We start from the raw sequence: 25,292 nt of genomic DNA, 5'->3' as shown, positions 1-25,292 counted from the left end.
GCCATCACCGTTTTTAGAGCCAGGAGAGACGAGCCAAGATGCCCGATCACGCCTCTGGGACGCGGCTGACAAGCCATCCCGTTGCGGCTACCGTCGGTCTGTTGCGTGATCGTGATCTATTCGCCGCTCTATCAGGAGGAGCCGGGGCAACTGTCGGGGGAAGACCGTGCTGACCGAAGTGGGGGCCAGGTGAACATCACCGTCGTTCGCCCGGGAGACCTCGGCGAGACCGAAAGGTCGCGCTGGCGGGAGTTGCAGAAGGCCGACCCGAGCCTGGACAACCCCTTCCTCTCGGTGGAGTTCGCCCTGGCGATGGACGGTCTGCGCGACTACGTCAGGACGGCGGTCGTGGAGGACGCCGGCGAGATCGTCGGATTCTTCCCCTACGAACGCCACCACTTCGGCATCGGCAAGCCTCTCGGCGGCTTCCTCACCACCTGCCACGGCCTCATCGGCGTGCGGGAGGTCAAGGTCGAGGCCAAGGCGCTGCTGCGCGCGTGCGGGCTCAACGTCTTCGCCTTCGACCACATGGTCGCCGGCCAGCCGACGTTCGCCCCGTACGAGAGCGACGTGCGCCCGGCCGCGGTCATGGACTTCACCGCGGGCTACGAGGCCTGGCTCGCCCAGGTGAAGGAGAACTCCGCCAAGAACCTGAAGACCTGGCGCTACAAGGAACGCAAGCTCGCCAGGGAACACGGCGAGCTGCGCCTGTCCTGGGCGTCCACCGACCACGGCGAGCTGCGCCAGCTGCTCGCCTGGAAATCCGACCAGTACCGCAGGACGGGCCGGGTCGACCGGTTCGCGCAGCCGTGGATCGTCGAGCTGACCGAGCAGATGCACGCCGAGCGCTCCCCCGGCTTCGCCGGCGTGCTCACCATGCTCTACGCCGGCGACGTCCCCGTGGCCGGGCACTTCGGCCTGCGCACCGCCACGACCCTTGTGGGCTGGTTCCCCGCCTACGACTCCGAATTCGGGAAGTACTCGCCCGGCATCGTCCACCATCTCCGCATGGCGGAGGCGGCCGCCGGCGCGGGCCTGCACACGGTCGACATGGGCAAGGGTGGCAAGGATTACAAGCACTGGCTGAAGAGCGGCACGCTCCACGTCTCGGAGGGCCGCATCTCGCGGCCGTCCGCGGCGGCCGCCGCCCACTGGATCGGCAGAGTTCCCTTCAACAAGGCGCGAACAATTGTCACCGATTCGCCGTCTCTCTATAGAGCGGCGGACCTTGTGTTGAAGGGCTTTGGGCGTATGCGTAGTACTCGAGGCCAGGAGTCAGACGTCAAAGAACCATCGGGAGCGCTCTAAGCGCTCCCATCCCCTCGGCAGCACAACACCAGCACCCTCACTCCCACTGGACCGGCAATGCATCGTTTACCGCTTTCGGCACCCCCACAGCACCCGGGTATGGCCGAGCGTGGCCTGCGGCGGGTGGTCCCGGAAGGATTGTTCCCGAAATGAGTCCCGAGAACATCAGGCACAACGGCAAGGCGCAGGTGACCTCACTGCGGTCCATGCCGCCGCTTGAGCGTTTCACCCCTGTGACACCCCACCTGGCGATATCGCCCAGAGTCAGCGTGGTGGTGCCGGCGATGAACGAGGCGGAGAACCTGCCGCATCTGTTCGCCACCTTGCCCCAATGGATCGACGAGGTCGTGCTCGTCGACGGCAACTCCGTTGACGAGACCGTCGCCGTGGCCAGACGCCTGCGCCCCAACCTGAGGATCATCACGCAGCCCGGCAAGGGCAAGGGCAACGCCCTGGCCGCCGGTTTCGCCGCCTGCACGGGCGACATCATCGTGATGATCGACGCCGACGGCTCCATGGACGGGAGGGAGATCATCACGTTCGTGGGCGCGCTGGTGACCGGAGCCGACTTCGTCAAGGGCTCGCGCTACGCCACCGGCGGCGGCAGCGACGACCTGACCTTCGGCCGCAGCGTCGGCAACAAGGCCCTCACCGCGCTGGTCAACCTCATGTACGGCACGCGCTACACCGACCTGTGCTACGGCTACAACGCCTTCTGGGCCCACCACCTCGACGTGCTCGACCTGGACTGCGACGGGTTCGAGGTGGAGACCCTGATGAACGTGCGCGCCGCCAAGGCCGGGCTGACGATCCACGAGGTGCCCAGCCACGAACGGCACCGCATCCACGGGCAGAGCAACCTGCGCACCTTCCGCGACGGGTTCAGGGTGCTCAGCACCATCCTGCGGGAATGGCGGCGGCCACCCGGCCTCCAGCTGCCCGAACCCACTGCCGCACCCGCCGCCGACCGGGGCGTCGCTTAGCCACGAAGGCCCACCCGTGCTTACATCCGTCGTCATCTGTGTCTACACCGAGGAGCGCTGGGAGGACATCAGGCAGGCAGTGGAGTCGATCGAGAACCAGCGCCGCAGGGCACACGAGCTGATCCTCGTCGTCGACCACAACCCCGGCCTGCACCTCAAGCTCTCCCGGGCCTACCCGAAGGCCGTCGTCGTGGAGAACTCCCACGAGCAGGGCCTGTCGGGCGGCAAGAACACCGGTGCCGGTGTCGCCAGTGGTGACGTCGTCGCCTACCTCGACGACGACGCGGTGGCCGATCCCGGCTGGCTGGAGGCTTTGGAGGAGGGCTTCCAGGAACCGGGGGTGGTCGGCGTCGGCGGGCGTACGGATCCGCTGTGGGCGTCCGAGCGACGTCCGCGGTGGTTCCCGCACGAGTTCGACTGGACCGTCGGCTGCAGCTACCGGGGCATGCCGGCGGTCCGGGCTCCGGTCCGCAACGTCATGGGCGGCAACGCCGCCTTCCTACGCGAGGCCGTCACCGGAGTCGGCGGCTTCCACAGCGGCATCGGCCGCAGCGTCCAGGGGCGCAAGAGCCGGCCGCTGGGCTGCGAGGAGACCGAGTTCTGCATCCGGCTGACCCAGCGCAGGCCCGGGTCGGTCATGTTGTTCGAGCCGCGGGCGCTGATCGGCCACAAGGTGCCGAGGCAGCGCGAGACGTTCTCCTACTTCCGTTCCCGCTGCTACGCGGAAGGGCTGTCCAAGGCGCTGGTCACCCGCGAGGTGGGCGCGCAGGACGGCCTGTCAAGCGAGCGCGCCCACGCGCTCAAGGCGCTGCCCAAGGGCGCCCTGCGCGGCCTGGGCGAGGCGCTGCGCGGCGACCCGGGCGGGCTCGGCCGGGCCGGGGCGATCGTCATCGGGCTGGCCTGGACCGCGTGGGGCTACGCCGTCGGCTCCTGGAGGCTGCGATGATCCGGGTGCCGATCCTGATGTACCACTCCGTCACCGACCGGCCCAACGAGGCGACCAGGCCGCTGGCCGTACGACCCGGTGACTTCGCCGAGCAGGTGGCGTACCTGGCCGACGGCGGGTACACGCCGATGACCTTCGCCGACCTCGTCGCGGCGCTCAACCACAACCAGGTGCCCCAGAAGGCGGTCGTGATCACCTTCGACGACGGGTACGCCGACTTCCACTCCCACGCGCTGCCCGTCCTGGAGCGGCGCCGGATGCCCGCCACGATCTTCGTCACCAGCGGCTGGCTGGCCGACGCCGGCAAGGACGCGGCGGGCCGCCCGCTGGACGACATGCTCACCTGGGGACAGGCCCGCGAGGCCGCCGCCAGCGGCATCGAGATCGGCGGGCACAGCCACAGCCATCCGCAGCTCGACCAGCTTGCCGACGCCGAGCTCCGCCAGGAGCTGCGCAGGAACAAGGGCCTGCTGGAGGACAAGGTGGGCACGCCCGTCGTGACCATGGCATACCCCTACGGCTACTCCAGCGCGCGGGTGCGCCGCGAGGTGCGCAAGGCCGGATACTTCGCCGCCTGCGCGGTCAGCAACGCCATCGCCGCCGACCGGCACGACGTGCTGGCCGTGCCGCGGCTGACCGTGGCCAGGCGCACCAGCATGGACCGCTTCCGCCGCGCCGTCGAGGGCCGCGGCGTGCCGCTCATCTACCTGAGGGAACGTACGCTGACCAAGGGCTACGCGATCGTCCGCCGCGCGCGTTACGCGATGCGCCAGGTGTCCCCCGGTGACTGAGCGCGGCCTGAAGAGGTTCCTGCCCGCCGACCTCAACGACCCGCTGCTGCGCAGCGCCTACTCCCTCATGCTCAACGCCGGCGCGGGCGCCGTCATCGGGCTGGCCTACTGGACCGTGACCGCGCGCGTCTTCGACGAGAAGGACGTCGGCGTCGGCATGGCCATCCTGGCCGCGATGAGGTTCCTGGCCGCGATCACCTCCTTCGGCTTCGTCGGTACGGTCGCCCGCTTCGTCCCCGAGGCCGGCCGGCACACCGCCCGCTTCGTCGGCACCGTCTACGGCGCCGCCACCGGCCTGGCCGTCGCCGGCTGCGCGATCTTCCTGCTCACGCTGACGAGCTGGGGCGAGACCTACAGCCTGCTGTCCGGCTGGACCGCCGGGCTGGTCTTCACGGTCATGGTGATCGTCTGGAGCATCTGCACGCTGCAGGACGTGGTGCTGACCGGGCTGCGCAAGGCCCCCTGGGTGCCGGTGGCCAACCTGATCTTCTGGGTGGTCCGCTTCGGCGTTCTGGCCGTGTGCGCCGTGCTGCTGGGCAACTCGGCCGGCGTCTCGGTCTCCTGGGCGGTCTTCCTGGCCTGGATCGCTCCCGGCCTGGTCGTCTCCCTGTGCCTCAACACGGCTGTCTTCCGCAAGCTGATCCCCCAGCACGCCCGGCTCACCGCGGACAAGAGGCTGCCGCCCCCGCGCCAGATCGGCCGCTTCCTGGCCGGCGACTACGCCGGCTCGATCTTCACGCTGCTGTTCAACTACGGCGTGCCCGTGCTGGTCGCGGCCCAGGTCTCCAAGGAGATGAACGCCTACTACGGGCTGACCATCACCCTCGGCGCCATGCTGGAGATGCTCAGCTACACGATGGCCTCCTCGCTGACCGTGGAGGGCGCCTTCGACAAGGCGACGCTGGCCGACAACTGCCGCAGGGCGCTGCGGCGCACGTTCCTCATCCTGACGCCGCTGGTCGTCGTGGCGACGCTGCTGGCGCCGGTGGCGCTGCTGCTGTTCGGCGAGGGGTACGCGCAGCACGCCACCGACCTCATGCGGCTGATCGCGCTGGCGGCGCTGCCCCGCGCCGTGGTCGAGCTCTACCTGGGCGCGCTGCGGGCGCTGCGGCGGGCGGGGATGATCGTGTTCGTGCAGTTCGGGATGGCCGTGATGGCGATCGGCGGGGCGCAACTGCTCCTGCCCGTCTACGGGATCACCGGGGTGGGCCTCGCCATTCTGGCCAGCCAGACGATCACCGCGCTGGCGGTGCTGCCGGGGCTGTGGCGGGTCGCCTCAGGGCGCGCCCAGGCCGCGCGCCTCCATCCGCCGGACGACCCAGGTGGGGCTCAGGCGTAGCAGGGCGATGGCGGCGACGCCGTACGACCTGATCTCGCGCGGGTCGGTGGTGAAGGCCCGCATCGACCAGCGCAGGGCCTCCGAGCGGCGGCCCACGGCGACGCGGGTGAAGGCGACCTGCCCGGCCAGGCGGGAGTAGCCCTTGCGGGAGGTCTTGATCTCCGGGTAGCGCTCCAGCAGCCATTGCAGGGCCTCGGCGATGACGTCCCAGCGGCCGGCGAAGTGCGACTGGGCGTGCATGCGCACGTGGAGGTGCTCCTCCGGCACGTGCACGATGGGCGCGCACCTGGCGGCGCGCAGGAGCATCTCGTAGTCCTCGCCGTAGCCGCTGGGGATCGTCTCGGAGAACAGGCCGACGGCCTCGCCGGTCAGGGCGGAGCGGCGGGCGAGGAAGCCCGAGGGGTGCATGGCGGGCTGGCGCCCGTCGAGCAGGTCGGCGAAGGGGACCCGCTCCTTCTCCAGGTGGATGTGGCGGGTCCAGTCGTCGTGGACGATGAGCGAGCCGCAGGTGGCGAAGACGGCGTCGGGGTGCTTCTGGACCGCGCGGACCTGCGCGGTGATCTTCGTGGGCAGCCAGGTGTCGTCGTCGTCGCAGAAGGCGACCCACTCGACGCTTCCGGCGTGGGCGAGGATGCCGCTGTTGCGGGCGGCGGGCAGGCCGCGCGAGCGCTCGTTCCTGACCAGCCGCACCGGGCGGGACGGGTCGTCGGAGGCGAGCTCGGGATCGGGGTCGCCGCCGTCGAACACGACGACGGTGGTGACCCGGCCCGGATAGTCCTGGGAGGTGATGCCCTTGAGTGTGTCTCTGATCATCTCCGGCCGGTCACCGCGCGTACACACCACGACGCCCACTTCGGGCCACGTGCCAGACTCCATGGATAGACCGCCTTGGGAGACAAGACCTGCGATCGCTGAAGTTACAGCGTATCGTTCCAGGAGTGCCGAAGAACCAGGGAAAACGGGACGATGTCCTGATCGCGCCGCTGGTTCAGCGGACCGGTCTGCACGGCGTGTACCTGCCCTCCGCCAGGCTCGGGCTCTACCTCGCGTTCCGCGCTCTCGTGGAGCGCGGGCAGCGGGTGCTGATGTCCCCGGTCAACTGCGAGACCGTGCTCTTCGCCGCGGTCGCCGCCGGGCTGCGCCCGGTCATGGCGCCCGTCTCGCCGGACGACGCGACCATCGACGCCGACCACGTCGACTGGACCGGGATCGGCGCGGTCGTCGCCACGCACATGTACGGCCTGCCGGGCCAGATCGACCGCCTGGCCGCCGAGTGCGCGGCCAGAGGCGTGGTCCTGGTCGAGGATTGCGCCCACGCCTTCCAGACCCGGCTCGGCGAGCGGCACGTGGGCACGTTCGGCGCGGCGGCGGCCTTCAGCCTGTCCAAGCACGCGCGGGCGGGCTCCGGCGGCGTTCTGCTGCTGCGCGAGGCCGAGGCCGCCCGGCGGGCCGCGGACCTGCGCGACCGGCTGCTGCTCGCCCCCTCCACCACGGGTGAGCTGCGGGCCGTCGCCGCTCCTCTCCTGCGCGACGCCGTCTACGCGCTGCGCCTGAGCACCCCGGCCTGGCGGCTGGCCCGCGCGCTCGGCATCGAGGCCACCTACGTCAGCGACGACTCGCGCGCCCGCGACCTGGCCGCCGTAGGCGCCGAGGACCTGCCCGCCTTCGACCGCTGGATGTCCGTCGGCTCCGGCGGCTACCGCAACGCCCACGGCGCCGTGCAGCGCCGGTTCGCCGCCGCCCGCCAGCGCACCGCCGAGCGTGAGCGGGCCGGGCGCGTGGCGGGTGTGCGGATGCTGGCCGGGCTGCCGGTGACCGCCCCGCCGGTGCGGGAACTGGCCGACCAGCCGCTCTTCCGCGTACCGCTGCTGGTGGAGGAGCGTGACGCGGCGATCCGCGCGCTGGAACGGCGCGGCGTGATCACCACCGCGCTGTACACGCCGCCGCTGGACGAGGACTTCGGCGCGCCGCTGACCGAGCCCGGTCCCACCCCCGAGGTGGCCTCCTGGTGGACCCGCCACGTGCTGCCCGTCGACCCGCTCCAGGCGGCCCGCGCGCTGCCCGTGCTGCGCACCCTCGCCGCGCCGGTACGGCCGGCCGTCAGTACAGCCGATTGAAGGCGGTCCTCCCTACACTGGAGGCCGATTCACGCATCATCCGTACGGAGCCCCCATGCCTCAGGAATCGGCGGGAAAACACGCCGTGCCCCGCAAGAGCCGCCGGGTCCTGTGGAGTATGGTCGTCGGCCTCGCCGTCCTCGCCACCGGGACCGTCGTGTTCGTCACGTCCTACTCCGACCCGGACGCGGGCGCCGACGGCGGCCGCCCGTGCAGTTCCCCCGCCACGCTCAAGCAGGGCCCCGCGTGCGGTGCCTGGTGGGGCATCTACACCCCGCCGGCCAGCGGCGGCCTGCTCAACTCGGTCACCACGCTGGAACGCCAGGTCGGCAGGAAGTTCGACGTCGTGTTCGCCTACCACGACATGTCCGAGACGCCCAACGGCCGGATGCTGCGCGACGACGAGCCCCAGCTCGGCCGCGACCGGCTCCTGCTGCTCGGCTGGGAGTCCGAACGCTGGAACACCTCCGACAACATCCCCTGGGCCAGCATCGCCCGCGGCGAGGCCGACCACAGCGTCATCGACCCCCAGGCGCGGCGCATCAAGGAGTACGGCAAGCCCGTCCTGCTGGGCTTCGACGGCGAGATGGAGATGCGCAAGAACGCGGGCGCCCCTGCCGACTACGTGGCCGCGTACCGGCACATCGTCGACCGCTTCCGCACCCTCGGCGTCACCAACGTGGCCTGGGTGTGGGGCGTGACCGGCTACTACCCGTTCCGGCACCGGTGGAAGGCCTTCTACCCGGGTGACGACTACGTCGACTGGGTCAGCTACGACCCCTACAACTTCGCCCGCTGCCGCAACGCCGAGTGGCAGGACTTCAGGACGACGATCAAGCCGACCTACGACTGGTTCGTGAGCAACGGGTTCGGCAAGAAGCCGTTCATCCTGAGCGAGTACGGCAGCGAGCACAACGTGCGCGACGACCGGGCCCGCGGGCGCTGGTACGCCGACGTGCCCGGCGTGCTGGAGGACCTGCCCAACATCAAGGCGGTCGTCCAGTGGAACGCCGTGGACGCCGACGGGTGCGACTTCACGCTCACCGGGCCGGGCACGCTGACCGAGTTCGGGCAGGCGGGGAAGGCGGCCTACGTACGGCAGAGCCTGCCCACCGCCGTCACCCTGCCGGGGTCTTAGCCGGACGTGGGTTCTTGGCCGGACGTGGGTTCTTAGCCGGACGTCGCCCAGGACGGGCGTTCCACGGGCTCGAAGCGGAAGATCTGGTCGCGTTTGCCGGTGCAGGCGAGCTGGGCTATCTCGGCGCCGGGGTGGATGTCGGCTTCGCCGTACAGGGAACCGAGGCATTTGCCGCTGTGGACGGGACGCAGCCGGAACCCGTTGCGATCGCGCTCCAGCAGGAAGCGCTGGTGGGCGGCGGCGATGCAGTCGCTGGGGGCGAGCAGGGCCTCGTCGCCGAGGTAGGCGTCGTCCACGCTCAGGCAGCCGACGCCCTGCCTGGGGTGGTGCCACTGGATCTCGTAGACGCCGGGGCCGAGGGTTCTGAGGTAGGTGGCCGGGCCCTCGGCGGCGCAGGAGGTCTGGACGGCCAGCGGGCGGTCGGTCCTGCCCGAGCGTTCGCGGCCCTCGCTCACGCACAGGCCGCGGTCGGCGACGTGGGAGGGGACGATCCGGTGCCAGCCGTCCTGCGGGGCCTGGGCGGTGGCGCTCTGGCTGGCCGCGGCGCGGCCTTCCAGCATGTCGCCCATGCCTCGGATGAGCGTCGGGGCGAACAGGAGCGCGACCGCGAGACCGGCGGCCGCGGCGATCGCCGGCCACCACCGTCGCGCCAGGGACCGTCGTTGCAGGGACCGGCGCGGCGGGACGGGCTCCGCCGGATCCGGTGCCGGGCTCACGACTGTCTCCGCGTCGGGGTCGACCTCGCCCGCGCCAGGATCCTCGCCGGTGCCGGCCTCCCCCGCGCCAGCCTGCCCCGAAATGCCCTGCCCCGGACCGGGCTGCTCGCCTGTGCCGGATGCCAGGTTTCTGCGGGCGCGGATCCAGCGGTCGGTCTCCGCCTCGTCCAGGCCGCAGGCGGCGGTGAAGGCCGCAACGAAGTCCTCCCTGGGCAGGGTCGTCCTGCCCAGGACGCCCGCCACCGTGCTCACGGGGAGCGCGCCGCCCGACGCGCTCGCCAGCCGCCGGTAGGTGAGGCCGCTCCAGCGGCGTAATCGGGCCAGCGCGGCGACGTACTCGGCGGCCGTGGTGGCTTGCGCCGGGTCGGGGGGACCGTCCTCGTCCAACGCTGCTTCTTCCGCTCGGAGCCCACTCCCGGCTCGGGCGGTCATGTTAACAAAGGATCTTTACGCGGGTCATCCCCCTGCCTTGGCGAGGGAAGTGGAGGCAGGGGGATGCTCGATCGGGCCCGTCAGCAGCAGATGTCGGCTCCGCGTAGAGCCTTGCCGCGCGGCTCCCGCCTCAGCCAGAGCCGAAGCCGATGCCCCTGTTTCCGGCTTCGTGCTTCCTGACCGCCCCGGAACGGACACGGACGTGGGATGCGCATCGGGCGACCTCCGTCGGGAAGGTTTCAAGGACCACCCAGAAGCTCGCCCACCCGGCCGCCCGCTGCCAAGATCGAACAACGTTCCGAACTGTTCGGAACACTCTGATCGAGACGACGATCAGGCGATTCGGACCGAGTAAAGTCACGGGTAGCCGTCGTTCAGCTCTGGGTCGGGAAAGGTACACACAGTGGAGGGCAGGCAAGCCGACGAGGCGCTCGATGACGAGACGACACGTCAGCTGAAACGGCCCGCCACCGATGATGCGGCCTTACCTGACGACGACGCGACGAAGGTCGCCCGGCTGCCCAGGCCGCGTACGGACGACGAGGACGACGCGCCCACCGGCGTGCTGGTCTGGGACGCGCGCAAGCTGCTCGACCCGGAGGACGAGGACGACGCCACCAGCACCCGTCCGATCCCGAAGATCACGGCCGAGCCGCCGCCCCCGATCGACGAGAAGGCGGTGCCCACGCTCTCGGTGGTCGTCGTCACCGGCGAGGTCGGCGCCTGGCACCAGCTACGCGTCACGATCGCCTCCCTGCGCGCCCAGCTGGAGCCGCCCGAGCAGATCATCGTGGTCGTCGACCACTGCCCCGAGCTGGCCGACCTGGCCCGCGGCGGGCTGGACGACGTCGTGGTGCTGCACAACGAGGGGCAGCGCGGCGTGGCCGCCGCCCGCAACCTCGGCCTGACGGCCGCGACCGGTGACGTCGTGGCCTTCCACGACGACGAGACCGCCGCCGAGCCCGACTGGTCCACCTGCCTGCTGCGCGCCTTCGACGAGCGGCGGGTGCTGGCCGTGCGGAGCAACCTGACGCTGCGGTGGGTGGCGGGGCGGCCGAGATGGTTCCCCGAGGAACTCGCCTGGATCATGGGCGGCTCGTGCACCGGCTCGCCCGAGGAGGCCGGGCCGATCGACGACCTCTACGGCGCCGGGGTGGCCTTCCGCCGTGCCGCGCTGGCCGAGGCGGGCGGCTTCCCCGCCGACCTCGACCACCAGGCGGGCGACGTGCTCGCCGAGCCGCCGGGGGGCGTGAAGGCCGAGCTGTTCCACCTGCTCAAGGAGCTCAACCCCAACGGCAGGGTCCACTACGAACCCTCCGCGCACCTGCGCGCCGGCATCTCCGCCCGGCGGGCCACGCGCGCGTACGTGATCTCCCGCTGCGTCGCCGAGGGCAAGTCGCTGGCGGCGGTCCCCCACCGCGGGCGGGGGCGGCGGGCGCTCAGCGTGCACCTGGCGCAGGTGAAGTCCTCGCTGCCGCGCACGACCTTCCAGGCGATCACCGTCACCGGGCCCGGCAACGTCCGGCCGGGGCAGGCGCTGATCACCCGGCTGCTGGCGATGATCGCCACCGTCATCGGCTACATGAGCGGCCGCATGGACTCCACGCGCGCCGACCTGATCCCCGCCGCCGGGAACCTGACCTGGTTCGTGGCCCGCACCGCGCTGCCGGTCTCCACGATCCTGTGGGGGCTGTCGCTGCGCCGGGTCAACCTCGACCAGATGACCGACCTCGGACTGCTCACGGTCCTGCCCGCGACGTTCTGGATCGCGATCGTGGTCATGATCGTCGGGTTCGTGGCGCTGCTCAACGACCGGCACGCGCTGGAGCTGTGGCACGCCGGGTACGCGCTCATCCTCATCGCGGTCCTGCACGCCACGCCCAGCCTGCTCTATCCCACGCTGCGCTATCCGTGGGCGTGGAAGCACGTCTCGGTCATCGACTACCTGATCAGGCACGGCGCCACCGACCCGGCCGCGGGCTCGCTGTCGGCCTACCACCAGTGGCCGGGCTTCTTCTCCTTCTTCGCGCTCATGACCGAGGCGGCGGGGCTGGAGAACGCGCTCGACATCGCCAAGTGGGGCCCGCTGGTCTTCAACGTGGCCACTCTGCTGCCGCTGCTGTTGCTGTTCAGGACCGTGACCCGCAACAGGCAGCTCATCTGGGGCGGCATCTGGGTGTACTTCTCCTGCTCGTGGGTCGGGCAGGACTACTTCTCGCCGCAGGCCACCACGCTGGTGCTCTACCTCATCGTGCTGGCCGTGGTCGTACGGAGGTTCAGACGCGGGCCCATCCGGGCCGGTGACGACCCGCACGGGCTGGCCGCCGAGCCGCCGCCCATGACCACGACGTACGCGCGGCTCACCTGGACGCTGCTGCTGATCATCCCGATCGCCGCGATCGCCTCCTCCCACCAGCTCACGCCGCTCATGCTGGTGGCCACGCTCGGCCTGCTGTTCATCCTGCGCCGCTACCGCAACTTCGGCATCCTCATGGTGAGCGCGGCGCTGGCGGCCGGCTGGGCCATGGGCATCGCCTGGCAGGTGCTCGAAAGCAAGATCAACTTCATCGTCGGCTCGCTCGGCGACGCCGGCGGCAATCTCGACGCCGGGCTCGTCGCACTCGGCGACGTCGCCCCCGGCCAGGTGATCGTCGCCTACGCCGACCGCGCCCTGTCCGTCGGCCTGTGGCTGCTGGCCATCGCCGGCGCCGTGCTGCGCCGCCAGTGGCTGCGCCGCCCCGGCCTGCCGTTGCTGATGATCGGGCTGGCGCCGCTGGTCTTCTTCGCCGCGGGAAGCTACGGCGGCGAGATCCTCTTCCGCGTCTACCTGTTCACGCTGCCGATGACCGCGTTCCTGGCCGCCGCCGTCTTCCTGCCCAGCAAGCGCGCCTTCGTACGGCTGGCCATCCTGCCCGTCGTCCTGCTGCTGATGGTCGCCGGCTTCTTCTTCGGCAACTACGGCAAGGAACAGGGCAACTACTTCACCCTCGACGAGGTCGAGCTGGTCAAGGAACTCCACCGGATCGCGCCCGTCAACTCGCTCATCGTCGCGCCCACCTTCTTCCTGCCCGGCGCCTACGACCAGTACGAACGCTTCGACCAGAGCTGGCTCGACGAACTTCCGCCCTCGCGCGAGGCCCTGCCCAACCTGCCCGCGTACGTGCCGACGCTCGCCGAGTTCGTCAAGAAGCCGGCGCCGTCGCTGATCAACCTCATGTCCAAGCTCCCGCCCGGCGCCAAGGGCTACCTCGTGCTCAACCGCACCCAGCGCCCCGCGACCGAGACGCCCGGCATCCTGCCCAAGGGCACCATCGACCGGCTCAAACGGGAGGTGGAGGCGTCGAAGCGGTTCAAGAAGGTGCTGAGCAATCCCGGTGGGGACGTCTACGAACTGCTGCCGGAGAAATCATGACGTTCTCGCGGGTGTCGTTGTTGTTGCTGGGACTGTCCGGGTGGGTCGCCGTCCTGGTCGGCCATCTGGCGGCGGGGTCGGCCGTGCGGGTGGTGGTGACGATCCTGTTCCTGGTGCTGTGCCCGGGGGCGGCGGTGCTGGGGCTGGTCCGGCCACTGCTGGGGCGGCGTGACCACACGGGTGACGCGATGGAGAGCGGGGCGCTGGCGTTCGCGATCAGCGTGGGGCTGGGGATGCTGGTCAGCGAGGCGTACTTCCTCACCTCGACGTTCACCATGGACCGCGCCCTGATCACCCTCGCCGCCATCACCTCCGCCGCCGCGCTCGCCGCCCTCATCACCACCTCCCGCGCGCGCCGCGAGGGCATCCGTCGTCGGCTGTGATCGTCTTCTTCTCTCCTATCCGTTACGGCAAGCCGGGTGGGCGCCTCCCGCCGTCGCGGGCTCGCACCCGTGCGAGGCCGGCCGGCAGTCGGACGGGGTTGCTCGCCGTTACGCCGCATGTTTGACCACTGCCCGTGGCCCACGCCGCCCGCCGCGACAACGCGCCGGACACCACCGTCCCCCGTCCCGCCGTCTCGGCGCGGGGACAAGCCCAGGAAAAGCCCCCTCAACCTCCCGGCTCCCCGCCCTTCAACCTCCCGGCCTCTCAACCTCCCGGCCTCCCGGCCCTCAACCTCGGCCTTCCGGCCTCGCGGCCTTCCTGCCTCGCGGTCCCCCGGCCTCGCGGTCCCCCGGCCTCTCGGTCCCCCGGCCTCTCGGCCTCTCGGTCCCCCGGTCCCCCGGTCCCCCGGTCCCCCGGTCCTAGCGTCCCGCGGTCAGCCCCGCGCGAGCCTCCTCCTGGGGCCTCCCCCGCCCTCTGGGGACCTCCTCCCTTTGAGCGCCGCTCCCCAAGCCATCGGTCCCCCGGGTTTCGGGTAGTCCCCCGGGTTTTCGGGTCTCGGGGGAACCCTCGGCTTCCTCGGGGCTGGCTCTCCGGGGTGCGCTGGTCGGTTGGGGTTAGTGGCGGGAGCGGATGTGGGTGGGGGGCTGGGTGGTGGGGTCCAGGACCGGGTCGGGGATGGGGGTGCCGTAGGTCGTGACCACGGGGAGGACGCCGGCCCAGATCGGGAGGGCGTAGTCGTAGTCCTCGTCGCTCGGGGGGCCGGTGCGGAGCTTTACCGAGGCTTCGGTCAGGCTCAGGGCCAGGACCGACGTGGCGGCCAGTTCCTTGCGGCTGGGCTGGCGGGCGTAGTCCCACTGGCCGGGGGCCAGGTGGTCGGTGAGGGCGCGGAGGCCGGCCATGCGTTCGTCGGGGTCGGTGACCAGGCGGGCGGTGCCGTAGATCATGGCGCTGCGGTAGTTGAACGAGTGGTTGAAGACCGAGCGCGCCAGGACGACGCCGTCCACGTGCGTCACCGTCACGCAGATCTCCGTGTCCTGGCCGGAGCGCAGCGACTTGGCACCCGTGGAGCCGTGGAGGTACAGGGTGTCGTCGATGCGGCCGTAACCGGTCGGGACGACCATCGGGTGCCCGTTGTGCACCACGCCCAGGTGGCAGATCAGCCCGGTGTCGAGCACCTCGTACAGGTCGGCGCGGTCGGTGCTGGCGCGGTGCTTCTCGCGGCCGAGCGTGGTGCGGGGTGTGGTGGAGAGCATGCGGTCCATACTGCTCGGAAGTGGACTTGTAGATTAGGGCCACTAAATGCCGATTCATGGAGACCACTTCCTGTGCGCAGCCTTGTTGACCTGCCCGTCGCTCTTTCCCGAGGTTCGGCGGAGCCGCTTGCCGCCCAGCTGACCGCCTGGCTGCGGGAGGCCATGCGGGGCGGGACGCTCGCTCCGGGTGAGCGGCTGCCGTCCAGCCGGGGGCTGGCGGCGCAGCTTGGCGTGAGCCGTACCGTGGTGACGGAGGCCTACCAGCAGCTTTACGCGGAGGGATGGCTGGACGGGCGGCACGGGTCGGGGACGTTCGTGGCCCAGTTGTACGCGCCTCCGCCGGCCGTCGACGCCCCCATGACCACCATGGCCCCGCCACCCGCCGCCGCCGCGAAACCGGTGATCGATCTGGCGCCGGGTGAGCCCTGGGTGCGGGACTTCGACCGTGCCGCGTGGAAGCGGGCCTGGCGCAAGGCGGCCGATCTGCCACCGGGCGACGACCCCGACCCGTACGGCCTGCCGTACCTGCGAGAACTGCTCGCCGCGCACCTCAGACGGACCAGGGCCGTGGCGGTCGGGCCCGAGAACGTCCTTGTCACCCGCGGCACCGCCAACGGCCTGGACCTCGTCACGCTCGCGCTGCTCGGGCGGGGCGGACGGGCGGGGGTGGAGGATCCGGGCTATCGGGTCACGCGGAACGTCTTCGCCGGGCGCGGCGTCGAGGTGGTGCCGTGCCCGGTGGACAGCGACGGCGTGATCGTGGAGGGGCTGCCGGAGGATCTGAGTGTGCTGTACACGACCCCGGCGCACCAGTACCCGTTGGGCGGGCGGCTGCCGATCCCGCGCAGGGAGCGGCTGCTGGCGTGGGCCAGGCGGACCGGCGCGATGATCCTGGAGGACGACTACGACGCCGAGTTCCGCTACGACGTGGCGCCGCTGCCCGCGCTCTACGGGCTCGATCCGTCGCGGGTGGTGCTGCTGGGGACGTTGTCGAAGTCGCTCGCCCCGGACGTCGGCGTCGGCTGGCTGGTCGGGCCGCGGGACCTTCTGGCCAGGATCGCGGGCATCAGGAAGGATCTGGGCGACCGTACCAGCGGGCCGGTGCAGCAGGCGGTCGGGACGTTGCTGGAGCACGGCGACCTCGACCGGCACCTGCGGCGGATGCGCCTGGAGTACGCGCGCCGCCGGGCCGCCGTGGTCGAGATCCTGGGCCCGGTGTGCCGCCTGCACGGCGACACGGCGGGCCTGCACGTCCTGGCCGAACTGCCCGAGGACGTGGTGCCGGAGATCATGCGCGAGGCCGCCGCGCGCGGCGTGCGCCTGGACTCGGTGGAGCGCCACCACCACGGCGCGCCGCGGGTGCACGGACTGGTCATCGGGTACGGCTCCGCGTCGCTGGCCGACGTCCGCAAGGGCTGCGCGATTGTCGCGGACCTCATTGCGCCGCCGACCAGAGCAAGGTTCTAATGTGGTCCCATGACCGTTCCCGGCTTGGACTGGCCCCGACTGACCGACTGGATCGCCACCCACGTGCCCGGCGCGGGTGAGGCGCTCTCGGCATCGCTGATCTCCGGCGGCAAGTCGAACCTCACCTACCTCGTCGAATGCCGCGACAGGCCGGTCGTGCTGCGCCGCCCGCCGCTCGGGCACGTGCTGCCGACCGCGCACGACATGCGCCGCGAGTGGCGGGTGATCTCCGCGCTGAACGGCACGCCGGTTCCGGTGCCGGAGGCGCTCGCCTTCTGCGCCGACGAGGCGGTCATCGGGGCGCCCTTCTACGTGATGGGGCAGGTGGACGGCGCCGCCGTACGCACCCGGGCGGAGCTCGGCGACCCGCCGCCCGAGCAGGCGCGACGGCTGTCGGAACGGCTCGCGGAGATCCTCGCCGCCATCCACGACGTCGACTACCGGCAGGTGGGGCTGGGCGACTTCGGGCGGCCGGAGGGGTACCTGGCCAGGCAGCTGAACCGGTGGGAACAACAGTGGGAGCGATCGAAGGCGGCCGACCTTCCCGAGTACGACCGGCTGGTGGGGCGGCTGCGCGAACGCATGCCGTCGCGCTCGGAGAGCACGCTCGTGCATGGCGACTACCGGCTGGACAACACGCTGGTCAGGCGGGATCCGCCGGAGATCCTGGCGGTGGTCGACTGGGAGATGTCCACGCTCGGCGATCCGCTGGCCGATCTGGGGCTGACGCTCACGTACTGGCAGGATCCGGGCGACGCGGAACGTGCGAGCGTGCCCGTGGCGGGGGATGTCACGCTGGCGCCGGGGTTTCTGAACGCGGCCGAGTTCGCCGCGTGCTACGCCAAGGTGTCCGGGCGCGATATCTCCGACATCAATTACTACGTGGCGTTCGGCAACTTCAAGCTGGCCGTCATCGTCGAGGGTATCCATGCCCGGTTCCGGCAGGGTAAGACCGTGGGAGAGGGCTTCGACGGCATCGGCGCCGCCGTACCCACGCTGATCGCCCGCGCCCACCGCATGCTCGACCAGGAGGCCCCATGAGTACGGTCGCGTTGATCACCGGAGCCGCCAGCGGGATCGGCGCGGCCGTCGCCAGGCGGCTGGCCCGCGGCGGCGCCCGCTGCGTGCTCGTCGACGTCGACGCGGACGGCGCGGAACGGCTGGCCAAAGAGCTCGGCGGCACCGCGGTGGCGGGCGACGTCACCGACCGCGAGACCTCCGCGCGGGCCGTCGCCACGGCCGAGCGCGCGTACGGCCGGCTCGACCTCGTCCACCTCAACGCCGGCATCTCCAGCGGCGTGGACCTGACCGCGTTCGACCCCGACCAGTACCGCAAGGCCGTCGGCGTCAACATCGACGGCGTCGTGTACGGCGTGGCCGAATCCCTGCCCGCCCTCACCCGCGGGGGCGGCGGCGCGATCGTGGTCACCTCGTCGCTGGCCGGGCTCGTCGCCTATGACGGGGACCCGGTGTACACGATGACCAAGCACGCGGTGGTGGGGCTGGTCAGAGGGCTGGCCAAGCCTCTTGCCGCGTCCGGGGTGCGGATCGGGGCGGTGTGCCCCGGCTTCACCGACACGCCGTTGGTGGCCGGGATGCGGGACGTGTTCCTGGGGGCCGGGTTCCCGCTGCTGGACGCGGAGGACGTGGCGGCGGCGGTGGAGTCGGCCTTCTACTCCGAGGAACCCGGCGCCATCCTGGTCGTCCAGCCAGGGCGCGCCCCCGTCCCTTACCGGTTCGCCGGCGTACCGGGCCCGGCAGGCGGCGAACGCCCGCCCACCCCACCCGCTACCTCACTCCGCGGCTGACGGGATCCAGGAACCTTGGAGAACCCCGGAGCCGTGGGGAGCCCGTGCCTTGCGGGCCGGGACGCGAGGAGCCCGGGTGGGCGAGCGGGGGCGTCACGGAAAGCCTGGGTGCCCGTGCGGAGGGTGACCGGGGCGGGGTGGGGTTGGGCCTGGTCAGGGGGGTGGGTGGGCGGACCGGTTAGAGAAGGTATCGGTAAAGCCGTTCACATCCGGAGATGGCAGTAGTTTCATGAAAACCTGACCGCTAGATCGCACGTCCAATCTGGTGGGCCGCCTCCTGATGGGAGTTGGCGATGGAGTGGAGTGCCCCCGGGTACACCGAGATCCGACAGCTCGGTACGGGCGGAAGTGGCCGGGTCGTCTTGGCCGAGCATGACGACACCGGTGTCAAAGTCGCGATCAAGTATTTGGCCGAACGGCTCAGACAGAATCCGGCCGCGCTGGCCAGGTTCCAGTCGGAGGCGCGGCTGCTCACCACGTTACGCGATCAGCACATCGCGACCATGTGGGAGTACATCCAGGAGCCCAGCGGCGCCGCCATCGTGATGGAGCTGGTCAACGGCGTGTCACTGCGCGCCCTGCTCCGCGAGAACGGCACCACGAGCCCCGAGGCGGCCCTGGTCGTGCTGAAGGGTTCGCTGCTGGGGCTGGCCCGTGCGCACACGATCGGGCTGGTGCACCGGGACTACAAGCCGGAGAACGTGGTCGTCCGCGAGGACGGGGTCAGCAAGCTGGTCGACTTCGGCATCGCCGTACGGGAGGGGACGGCCGCCCATCCCGAGGGCACGCCGCCCTACATGGCGCCGGAGATGTGGGCGGGCGGGCCCGCCTCCCCCGCCACCGACGTCTACGCGGCGACGGCGGTCTTCTTCGAGTGCCTGACCGGGCACCGGCCCTACCGTTCGACCGAGCCGAGCGTGCTGGGCTATCAGCATCTGCACGCGCCGATCCCGGTCCACGACGCGCCGGAGCCCGTACGCGACCTCGTGACCCGAGGCATGGCCAAGCATCCCGACCAGCGCCCGGCCAGCGCGGCGGACTTCGTGGCCGAGCTGGAGGAGGCCGCGAGGGCGGGCTACGGCGAGGACTGGGAGGAACGCGGCAAACGCCGCCTGGCCGCGCTGGTGGCCCTGCTGGCGGCGCTCTGGCCGGTCCCGCAACCGGTGGCGATGCCTGAGGTGGGCACGTCCGTGACGCGGACGGTCTTCAAGGCGATGCGGCACAACGCGGTCAGGATGGGCGTGGGCACGGGCCTGGCGGTCGCGGTGGCGGTCGCCGCGGTGGTGATCCTGAGCTCGCGCGGCCCGTCGACCACTCCGGTGGACGTGGTCGCGGCCTCGCAGACTCCGGCGCCGCTCAGCCCGGCCCAGCTGGGCACGCCGCCGACGACCACGCTCCCGGAAACGCCCGAGGTGGTCGATCCGAGCGCGGTGGCCTCCGTGCCGATAGCGGTGATCCCGTCGGCGTCCGGCCCATCCAGCCCGGACGCCACCGAACCCGCCGAGACCACCGAACCCACCACGAACACCCCCACCACCACCAAGCCAACGACCAAACCGACCACCAAGACGCCCACCCCGAAACCCACGAAGACGCCCACTCCCCCGGCGACGGTCTCGGGCATCGGCCTGGGCAAGCTGACGCTCTCCTCCTCGAACGGGAACGCGGCCGCGGGAACGGCCACCGTACGGGCCACGAGCAAGGGCCCGGTCACGCTGACGGCCCGCTTCACCGTGGGCGGCGCGGTCGTCAAGACCACGACGGCCCGCCTCAGCGGCGCGCTCAGCTACACCCGCTCCTTCAGCCACACCCTGGACGACGGCGCGTGCGGCGAGACGGTCACGCTGACCGTCTCCACCTCGCCCGCCGCGACGGGCGGGGCGAAGAGCGCGAGCGTGAACGTCCCCGACTGCCCCACGGACGTCACCCGCCTGCGCGTGGCGCTGTCGGTGGCCGAGTCCCCCGGCCGTTCGGTGAGCATGCGGATCTCGGCCGCGGCCAGCGGAACGGCCGCGATCCCGATGCGCGCCAGCCTCTCCCTGAACGGCGAGCCGGTCCTGACCCGGGAGACGACGCTGTCCGGCGACACGTCCTACACCCGCGCCTACAGCCACAGCTTCGCCAAGCGCCCCTGCGGCGGCACGCTGACCGTCACCGTGACCGCGGGCGACCGGCAGGCCTCCTCACGGGCGGCGGTCGGCTGTCCGGCGGGCGTGCAGCGCATCAGCGTGCTGCGCGCCGCGCTCGGCGCGCGCGGCCTGGCGAGCGCGACGGTCGCCGTCACCACACTCAACGAGCAGGCGGTACGGCTGAGCGTCACGTTCACCGTGGCCGGACGGACCATCGGCAGCGACGCCATGGACCTGGCCGGTGAGACCGCCTACACCAGAACAGTCTCGTTCGCGGCCGGGAAGACGCCCTGCGGGTCCCGGTGGTCGGTGACGGCGTCGGCCGGAGGCAAGGCGGACAGCGCGAGCGGACAAACCCCCGCCTGCCCCTCCGAACCCTCCGAAAGCCCGTCGGAGACGCCAACAGAACAGAAACCCGCCGAGAAGACGTCGGAAACCCCCAAACCGGAACGATGAAATATCCGACTTCTCTGGAGTAAGACGGGTTACACTGCCGAGCGTCTGCTGTGGGTGGGGGCCCTGACGACTCCAGAGAAGAGGCGTTATGTATGGGCATTGGGGGGTTCCCGGCTACACCGAGGTACGCGAACTCGGGGCCGGTGCGTCGGGACGCGTAGTCCTGGCCACGCGGGACCATGACGGCGAGCAGGTCGCCATCAAGTACCTGTCGGACGAGCTGCGCGCCGACGTCACGTTCGTCGCGCGGTTCCGCCATGAGGCCCGGCTGCTGGGCACCATGCGCAGCCCGTACAACGCCCGGCTGATCGACTACGTCGAGACCGGCGAGGGCGCCGCCATCATCATGGACCTGGTCAACGGCGTCTCCCTGCGCGAGGTCCTCAGCTCGGAGGGTCCCACGGGGCCCGAGGCCGCGCTGACGGTGCTCAAGGGCTCGCTGCTCGGCCTGTCCGAGGCCCACGCGGTCGGCGTGGTCCACCGGGACTTCAAGCCCGAGAACGTGATCGTCCAGGGCGACGGCACCAGCAAGCTGGTCGACTTCGGCATCGCCGTACGGGCCGGGCAAGGGGCGAACACGTCGGGCACGCCGCCGTACATGGCGCCCGAGCAGTGGTCGGGCGCGCCCGCGTCCCCCACGACCGACGTGTACGCGGCCACGATCGTCTTCTTCGAATGCCTGACCGGCGCCCGGCCCTACCGGGCGACCAACCTGGCCGCGCTGGCCCGCCAGCACCACAGCACGCCGCCACCGGTCGAGGAGGTTCCCGAGCCGCTTCGGGGACTGGTCGAGCGGGGGCTGGCCAAGCATCCCGCCGAGCGTCCCGAGACGGCCGACGCGCTGCTGGCGGAGCTGGAGGCGGTGGCGGTCGAGGCGTACGGGCCGGGCTGGGAGGAGCGCGGGCACCGGCGTCTGGCCAGGCTGGCCGGGCTGCTGCTGCTCATGTTCCCGACCCCGCCCGAGGAGGTGGCGGAGGTCGCGACGTCGATGGCGCGCACCGACCTCGCGACTCCGGCGGCCAAGCTCATGAGCAAGCTGGGGGCGAAGGTCGCGATCGGCGCGGTCTGCACCGGTGTCCTCGTGGCCGTCGCGATCGTGGTGGTCAACTCCTCCGACGACGAGCCCACCCTCCAGGCGGCACGCAGTACGCCCACCGCCAGCGTGTCATCGCTCGACGTGCCGCTCCCCGAGGAGACCACCGAGGAACCGACACCCGAGGTGACCACGCCCGAGCCGACGCCGGAGCCGTCCGACACGGTGACCGCGGCGCCGCCGCCCGTGGCGCAGACGACGAAGCCGCCCACCAAGACACCCACCCCGAAGCCCACACCCACGCCCAAGCCGACGCCGACCAAGACGAAGAAGCCGACCAAGACGCCGTCGCCGAGCGAGACACCGGACGAGGGCATCACGGGACGTTCCAGCGCCGACGAGACCTCGCCGCCGCCCAGTTCGTCGCCCCCGGCCACTTCGGCCCCGCCGACCACCCGGCCGCCCACGAGCCAGCCGCCCACCGGCCGCCCGTCCACCACCCCACCGGCCACGACCCAGCCGCCTGAGGGCGAACCGACCCGCGGCGAGAAGGGCGACGCCCAGCAGGACACGAGCTCCCAGCGGGACACGGACTCCCAGCAGGCCGGCTCCCAGGCGCAGCCGGCGCCCCGGGCCGCCGCCCAGGAGGACGGCACGTCGCGGGACGGTGACGCGGCCCTGGAGGGGGTCGCCTCGGAAGGGTTCGACGGAGGAGGTGTGGCGGCGGTGCTGGCCTTCGAGCTGGTGACGTCCGGCGCGGTTCCCGTCACACTTGCGGTGAAGCGCCGCATGTCCGGCAGGCACCGCAGGAGGCGCTAGGAGACCCCGGGGGTTACGACGGCGATGAGCAACGCGAGCGAGTCCATCGCCGGTTACCGGCTCACGGACCACACCCGCATCACCGAGCTCGGCACCTGGTTCGACGCGATCACGCCGTCCGGCCGCAGAGCGGGCGCGCTGCGGTTCGACAGCGGCGTGGTCGGCCTGCCCGGCGTGCGCGAGCGCGTCGTGGCCACGGTGGTGGCCGACCGGCCGCTGACGCAGAACGGGCTGAGCGGCCTGGTGCAGGTGGCCGACGTGGTGGCGGCGGGCGAGGAGGTGTGGCTGCTCACGGCCGGACCGGTCAGCCCGTCGCTGGGCGACCTCATGGCGGCGCGGGCGGTGGATCCGCCGGGGGCGGCGGCCGTACTCGTGGAGACGGCGCAGACGCTGCAGGCCCTGCACGCGTCGGGACTGGCGCACGGCGCCCTGCACCCGGGCACGATCGTGATCGGGGACGACGGCTCCGCGGTGCTGATCGAGCGCGGCCTGGCCGACGCGATCAGAGGGCTGCGGGCCGAGCCGGACCGCGACGTGGCGGCGTGGGCGTCGCTGGCCAGGGCGCTGGGCGCGGACTGCCCGGCGCCGTCCGCGCAACTGCTCGACCGGGCGGCGGCCACGGCCACGCTCCACGGGCTGGCGGCGGCCAGGGACGTGCTGCTCGGCCAGCGCGAGGTCCTGCCCGGCGGCCAGATCACCCGCGACCGGCTGGCCCAGGAGGTGCGTAACCGGACGACGCTGGAGATCGGCGTCAACCCGATCCCGGACCGCGACGAGGGCGAGATCGTCACGCTGCTGCACGTTCCGGCGCTGGAGCAGCAGCACTTCGGGCCCGGGGTGTCGCCGTCCCTGGGCACCACGGCGGAGCGGATCTGGCGGGAGGGCCGGGCCGACGCCGCCGGGACACCGGGCAAGCGGCGCGGGCGGGCCGCGCGGGCCCGGCGGCGGCGGACGATCCTGGCCGCCGCGGTGTTCGCGGTGATCGTGGCGGGGGCGTTGCTGGCGTGGTTCCGGCTGAGCGGGCCATCGACGCCGCTGGCGGTGACCTCGGTCGACGTGACGGCGCCGAAGAAGGCGCAGGGCTGCGACGCGGACGTGCTGATCAGCGGCAAGATCGTCACCAATGGCTCCTCAGGGGAGATCGTCTACGAGTGGGCGCAGAGCGACAGGAAGGAGAAGATCCGCCAGACGCAGCGCATCACCTCCGACAAGTCGTCCTACACGGTGCCGCTGAAGTGGAAGGTGTCGGGCAAGAGCACGGCCAAGCTCACGGCGACGCTGACGGTCGTCTCGCCGCAGCGTCTGCAGGACAAGGCGAGCTTCACCTACAAGTGCTGACAATGCATCTCATAGCAGTTCTTACTACTCTGGCGACATGACCTCGCAGACCCCGGCGGGCTGGTACCCCGACCCCTACGGATCGCCCCAACTCCGCTGGTGGGACGGCAACCAGTGGACCGATGCCACACACGCGCAGGAACAGCCGCCCCCGACCCTTGTCGAGGGCGGCACGGACTGGTCGGCCCACCCGGCCAACCCCACGCTGCAGTTCGGCCAGCCCACGCAGGGCCAGAGCCAGTACGGCCAGCCGGACCCCCAGGCGTCGTCCGGCCCGAACCCGCAGCCGCCCCCCGGGTCCACGCCTTTCGCCCAGCCGTCATCCGGCGCGAACGCCTACGAACAGCCGCCTTCCGGCGGAAACGCGTACGGCCAGCCGTCCTCGGGCGCCAACCCGTACGGCCAGCCCCCGTCCGGCGCGAACCAGTACGCGCAGCCGTCACACGCCGAGAACCCCTACGCCCAGCAACAGCCGGGCCAATACGCCCAACAGCCCGGCCAGTACGCCCAGCAGCCCGGCCAGTACGCCCAGCAGCCGGGCCAGTACGGCCAACAGCCCGGCCAGTACGGCCAGCAACCCCCCTACGGCCAGCAGCCCACCGCCCAGTACGGGCAGTACGGCCAGCTCCCCGGCCCCACCGCCTACGGCCAGCCGCCGAAGAAGTCCGGCGGCCCCCTGCCCTGGATCCTCGGCGGAGTGGGCGTGCTGGTCGTGGTGGCGCTGATCGTGGTGGCCGCGGTCGTCGTGGTCAACAGGACCGGCGGCACGACCGCCCAGGAGTCCCCGCCGCCCTCCTCGGACATCTTCCCGAGCCCCACCGAGACCGAGGACCCGGGCACCACGCCCACCCCGGACCCGGTGCCTTCGCAGATGCCCGGCATCCAGGACGGCCGCATCACCGACCCCCAGGCGGGCGTGTCCTTCGAGGCGCCCGAGGGCTGGACCGTCCCCCCGGCCGACCGGGTCAACGGCACCGACCCGACGCAGCAGAGGTGGAGCAGCGCGGTCGAGGCGGTCTCGCACGAGAAGTACAACGGCGAGTCCAACTGGATCGGCAACGTCTACACCGGCGCGCTGAACGAGCTCTACCCCTATGAGAACGGGCAGAGCCTGCAGACGGCGGCCGGAGCGGTGCTGGCCTCGTTCAGCAACTACTACCAGCTCACGCACACCCGCAAGATCGTCAAGAACGAGGCGCTCAAGATCGGCGACAAGGACGCTTGGGTGTTGCAGTTCGAGCTCGACTTCTCCAAGATCTCCGCGGAGAAGAAGTACAAGTGGAAGAAGGAGAACGGCGCGGTGGTGCTCATGGACCGGGGTCCGGGCGAGCGTCCTGCGCTGATTTACATCTCCGTTCCCGACAATCTGGGCACCGATGTGGTGGACAAGGTTATCGGCTCGCTCAAGCCCGCCTGAGCAGGG

19 protein-coding genes are annotated in these 25,292 nt (G+C 71.4%); 16 read left to right on the top strand and 3 right to left on the bottom strand.

Features of this window, described 5'->3' with window-relative positions; translation table 11 throughout:
* Positions 1-189 precede the first annotated feature (189 nt).
* The 5 genes from ACFWYW_RS16535 to ACFWYW_RS16515 all read left to right on the top strand — a co-directional run bounded on the left by ACFWYW_RS16535 (position 190) and on the right by ACFWYW_RS16515 (position 5,367).
* On the top strand, positions 190-1,308 hold the full coding sequence (locus ACFWYW_RS16535) for a GNAT family N-acetyltransferase (protein WP_379610353.1): 1,119 nt from the start codon (positions 190-192) through the stop codon (positions 1,306-1,308).
* 149 nt (positions 1,309-1,457) lie between these two features.
* Positions 1,458-2,291 carry a glycosyltransferase family 2 protein gene (locus tag ACFWYW_RS16530; protein ID WP_379610355.1) on the top strand — a complete coding sequence of 278 codons (834 nt, stop codon included), beginning with the start codon at positions 1,458-1,460 and terminating at the stop codon, positions 2,289-2,291.
* A 16-nt stretch (positions 2,292-2,307) separates the two neighbouring features.
* The gene (locus tag ACFWYW_RS16525) at positions 2,308-3,237 is read left to right on the top strand and encodes a glycosyltransferase family 2 protein (protein WP_379610356.1); all 930 of its coding nucleotides are present in this window, start codon (positions 2,308-2,310) and stop codon (positions 3,235-3,237) included.
* Positions 3,234-4,028 carry a polysaccharide deacetylase family protein gene (locus tag ACFWYW_RS16520; protein ID WP_379610357.1) on the top strand — a complete coding sequence of 265 codons (795 nt, stop codon included), beginning with the start codon at positions 3,234-3,236 and terminating at the stop codon, positions 4,026-4,028. The genes ACFWYW_RS16525 and ACFWYW_RS16520 overlap by 4 nt, the downstream gene beginning before the upstream one ends.
* Entirely contained in the window at positions 4,021-5,367 is a 1,347-nt protein-coding gene (locus tag ACFWYW_RS16515; RefSeq protein WP_379610358.1) for a lipopolysaccharide biosynthesis protein, read from the top strand. The genes ACFWYW_RS16520 and ACFWYW_RS16515 overlap by 8 nt, the downstream gene beginning before the upstream one ends.
* Here ACFWYW_RS16515 and ACFWYW_RS16510 read toward each other — a convergent pair.
* Complete coding sequence (locus ACFWYW_RS16510) at positions 5,305-6,243, bottom strand: glycosyltransferase family 2 protein (RefSeq protein WP_379610359.1); 939 nt, start codon at positions 6,241-6,243, stop codon at positions 5,305-5,307. The two genes, ACFWYW_RS16515 and ACFWYW_RS16510, sit on opposite strands and share 63 nt — an antisense overlap.
* 62 nt (positions 6,244-6,305) lie before the next feature.
* On the opposite strand from ACFWYW_RS16510, the gene ACFWYW_RS16505 reads away from it, so the two are divergent.
* Both ACFWYW_RS16505 and ACFWYW_RS16500 read left to right on the top strand, forming a co-directional pair.
* The gene (locus ACFWYW_RS16505) at positions 6,306-7,484 is read left to right on the top strand and encodes a DegT/DnrJ/EryC1/StrS family aminotransferase (protein ID WP_379610360.1); all 1,179 of its coding nucleotides are present in this window, start codon (positions 6,306-6,308) and stop codon (positions 7,482-7,484) included.
* A gap of 55 nt (positions 7,485-7,539) precedes the next feature.
* Positions 7,540-8,622 carry a glycoside hydrolase family 26 protein gene (locus ACFWYW_RS16500; RefSeq protein ID WP_379610361.1) on the top strand — a complete coding sequence of 361 codons (1,083 nt, stop codon included), beginning with the start codon at positions 7,540-7,542 and terminating at the stop codon, positions 8,620-8,622.
* A 32-nt stretch (positions 8,623-8,654) separates the two neighbouring features.
* Here ACFWYW_RS16500 and ACFWYW_RS16495 read toward each other — a convergent pair whose 3' ends face one another.
* Positions 8,655-9,725 carry a helix-turn-helix domain-containing protein gene (locus tag ACFWYW_RS16495; RefSeq protein WP_379610362.1) on the bottom strand — a complete coding sequence of 357 codons (1,071 nt, stop codon included), beginning with the start codon at positions 9,723-9,725 and terminating at the stop codon, positions 8,655-8,657.
* A gap of 448 nt (positions 9,726-10,173) precedes the next feature.
* Here ACFWYW_RS16495 and ACFWYW_RS16490 point away from each other — a divergent pair, with 448 nt between their 5' ends.
* Both ACFWYW_RS16490 and ACFWYW_RS16485 read left to right on the top strand, forming a co-directional pair.
* Complete coding sequence (locus tag ACFWYW_RS16490; protein WP_379610363.1) at positions 10,174-13,182, top strand: glycosyltransferase family 2 protein; 3,009 nt, start codon at positions 10,174-10,176, stop codon at positions 13,180-13,182.
* Entirely contained in the window at positions 13,179-13,565 is a 387-nt protein-coding gene (locus ACFWYW_RS16485) for a hypothetical protein (RefSeq protein ID WP_379610364.1), read from the top strand. The genes ACFWYW_RS16490 and ACFWYW_RS16485 overlap by 4 nt, the downstream gene beginning before the upstream one ends.
* A gap of 615 nt (positions 13,566-14,180) precedes the next feature.
* On the opposite strand, the gene ACFWYW_RS16480 is transcribed toward ACFWYW_RS16485, so the two are convergent.
* Positions 14,181-14,819, bottom strand: a complete 639-nt coding sequence (locus tag ACFWYW_RS16480; protein WP_379610365.1) for a pyridoxamine 5'-phosphate oxidase family protein — start codon at positions 14,817-14,819, stop codon at positions 14,181-14,183.
* A 72-nt stretch (positions 14,820-14,891) separates the two neighbouring features.
* Here ACFWYW_RS16480 and ACFWYW_RS16475 point away from each other — a divergent pair, with 72 nt between their 5' ends.
* The 7 genes from ACFWYW_RS16475 to ACFWYW_RS16445 all read left to right on the top strand — a co-directional run bounded on the left by ACFWYW_RS16475 (position 14,892) and on the right by ACFWYW_RS16445 (position 25,286).
* Positions 14,892-16,286 carry a PLP-dependent aminotransferase family protein gene (locus ACFWYW_RS16475; RefSeq protein WP_379610366.1) on the top strand — a complete coding sequence of 465 codons (1,395 nt, stop codon included), beginning with the start codon at positions 14,892-14,894 and terminating at the stop codon, positions 16,284-16,286.
* A 9-nt stretch (positions 16,287-16,295) separates the two neighbouring features.
* On the top strand, positions 16,296-17,327 hold the full coding sequence (locus ACFWYW_RS16470; RefSeq protein WP_379610367.1) for a phosphotransferase family protein: 1,032 nt from the start codon (positions 16,296-16,298) through the stop codon (positions 17,325-17,327).
* On the top strand, positions 17,324-18,094 hold the full coding sequence (locus ACFWYW_RS16465; RefSeq protein ID WP_379641003.1) for an SDR family oxidoreductase: 771 nt from the start codon (positions 17,324-17,326) through the stop codon (positions 18,092-18,094). The genes ACFWYW_RS16470 and ACFWYW_RS16465 overlap by 4 nt, the downstream gene beginning before the upstream one ends.
* A gap of 293 nt (positions 18,095-18,387) precedes the next feature.
* Complete coding sequence (locus tag ACFWYW_RS16460; RefSeq protein WP_379610369.1) at positions 18,388-20,679, top strand: serine/threonine-protein kinase; 2,292 nt, start codon at positions 18,388-18,390, stop codon at positions 20,677-20,679.
* 88 nt (positions 20,680-20,767) lie between these two features.
* A complete protein-coding gene (locus ACFWYW_RS16455; RefSeq protein ID WP_379610370.1) occupies positions 20,768-22,531 on the top strand; it encodes a serine/threonine-protein kinase in 1,764 nt (587 codons plus the stop codon).
* 24 nt (positions 22,532-22,555) lie between these two features.
* The gene (locus ACFWYW_RS16450) at positions 22,556-23,869 is read left to right on the top strand and encodes a hypothetical protein (RefSeq protein WP_379610371.1); all 1,314 of its coding nucleotides are present in this window, start codon (positions 22,556-22,558) and stop codon (positions 23,867-23,869) included.
* A gap of 37 nt (positions 23,870-23,906) precedes the next feature.
* Positions 23,907-25,286, top strand: coding sequence for a DUF2510 domain-containing protein (locus tag ACFWYW_RS16445; RefSeq protein ID WP_379610372.1), 1,380 nt, complete (start codon positions 23,907-23,909; stop codon positions 25,284-25,286).
* Positions 25,287-25,292: the final 6 nt, after the last annotated feature.

This window comes from Nonomuraea sp. NPDC059023 (genome assembly GCF_042740095.1).
Taxonomy (GTDB): Bacteria; Actinomycetota; Actinomycetes; order Streptosporangiales; family Streptosporangiaceae; genus Nonomuraea.
The sequence above is the reverse complement of the archived record's forward strand: the minus strand, read 5'-3'. Positions and strand labels throughout refer to the sequence as shown.

What these genes read in the sequence shown, in the direction of transcription:
- ACFWYW_RS16470 (WP_379610367.1), top strand. Translation starts at nt 16,296, where the DNA reads ATGACCGTTCCCGGCTTGGACTGGCCCCGACTGACCGACTGGATCGCC.
- ACFWYW_RS16445 (WP_379610372.1), top strand. Translation starts at nt 23,907, where the DNA reads ATGACCTCGCAGACCCCGGCGGGCTGGTACCCCGACCCCTACGGATCG.
- ACFWYW_RS16520 (WP_379610357.1), top strand. Translation starts at nt 3,234, where the DNA reads ATGATCCGGGTGCCGATCCTGATGTACCACTCCGTCACCGACCGGCCC.
- ACFWYW_RS16500 (WP_379610361.1), top strand. Translation starts at nt 7,540, where the DNA reads ATGCCTCAGGAATCGGCGGGAAAACACGCCGTGCCCCGCAAGAGCCGC.
- ACFWYW_RS16480 (WP_379610365.1), bottom strand. Translation starts at nt 14,819, where the DNA reads ATGCTCTCCACCACACCCCGCACCACGCTCGGCCGCGAGAAGCACCGC.
- ACFWYW_RS16485 (WP_379610364.1), top strand. Translation starts at nt 13,179, where the DNA reads ATGACGTTCTCGCGGGTGTCGTTGTTGTTGCTGGGACTGTCCGGGTGG.
- ACFWYW_RS16460 (WP_379610369.1), top strand. Translation starts at nt 18,388, where the DNA reads ATGGAGTGGAGTGCCCCCGGGTACACCGAGATCCGACAGCTCGGTACG.
- ACFWYW_RS16450 (WP_379610371.1), top strand. Translation starts at nt 22,556, where the DNA reads ATGAGCAACGCGAGCGAGTCCATCGCCGGTTACCGGCTCACGGACCAC.
- ACFWYW_RS16465 (WP_379641003.1), top strand. Translation starts at nt 17,324, where the DNA reads ATGAGTACGGTCGCGTTGATCACCGGAGCCGCCAGCGGGATCGGCGCG.
- ACFWYW_RS16530 (WP_379610355.1), top strand. Translation starts at nt 1,458, where the DNA reads ATGAGTCCCGAGAACATCAGGCACAACGGCAAGGCGCAGGTGACCTCA.
- ACFWYW_RS16455 (WP_379610370.1), top strand. Translation starts at nt 20,768, where the DNA reads ATGTATGGGCATTGGGGGGTTCCCGGCTACACCGAGGTACGCGAACTC.
- ACFWYW_RS16510 (WP_379610359.1), bottom strand. Translation starts at nt 6,243, where the DNA reads ATGGAGTCTGGCACGTGGCCCGAAGTGGGCGTCGTGGTGTGTACGCGC.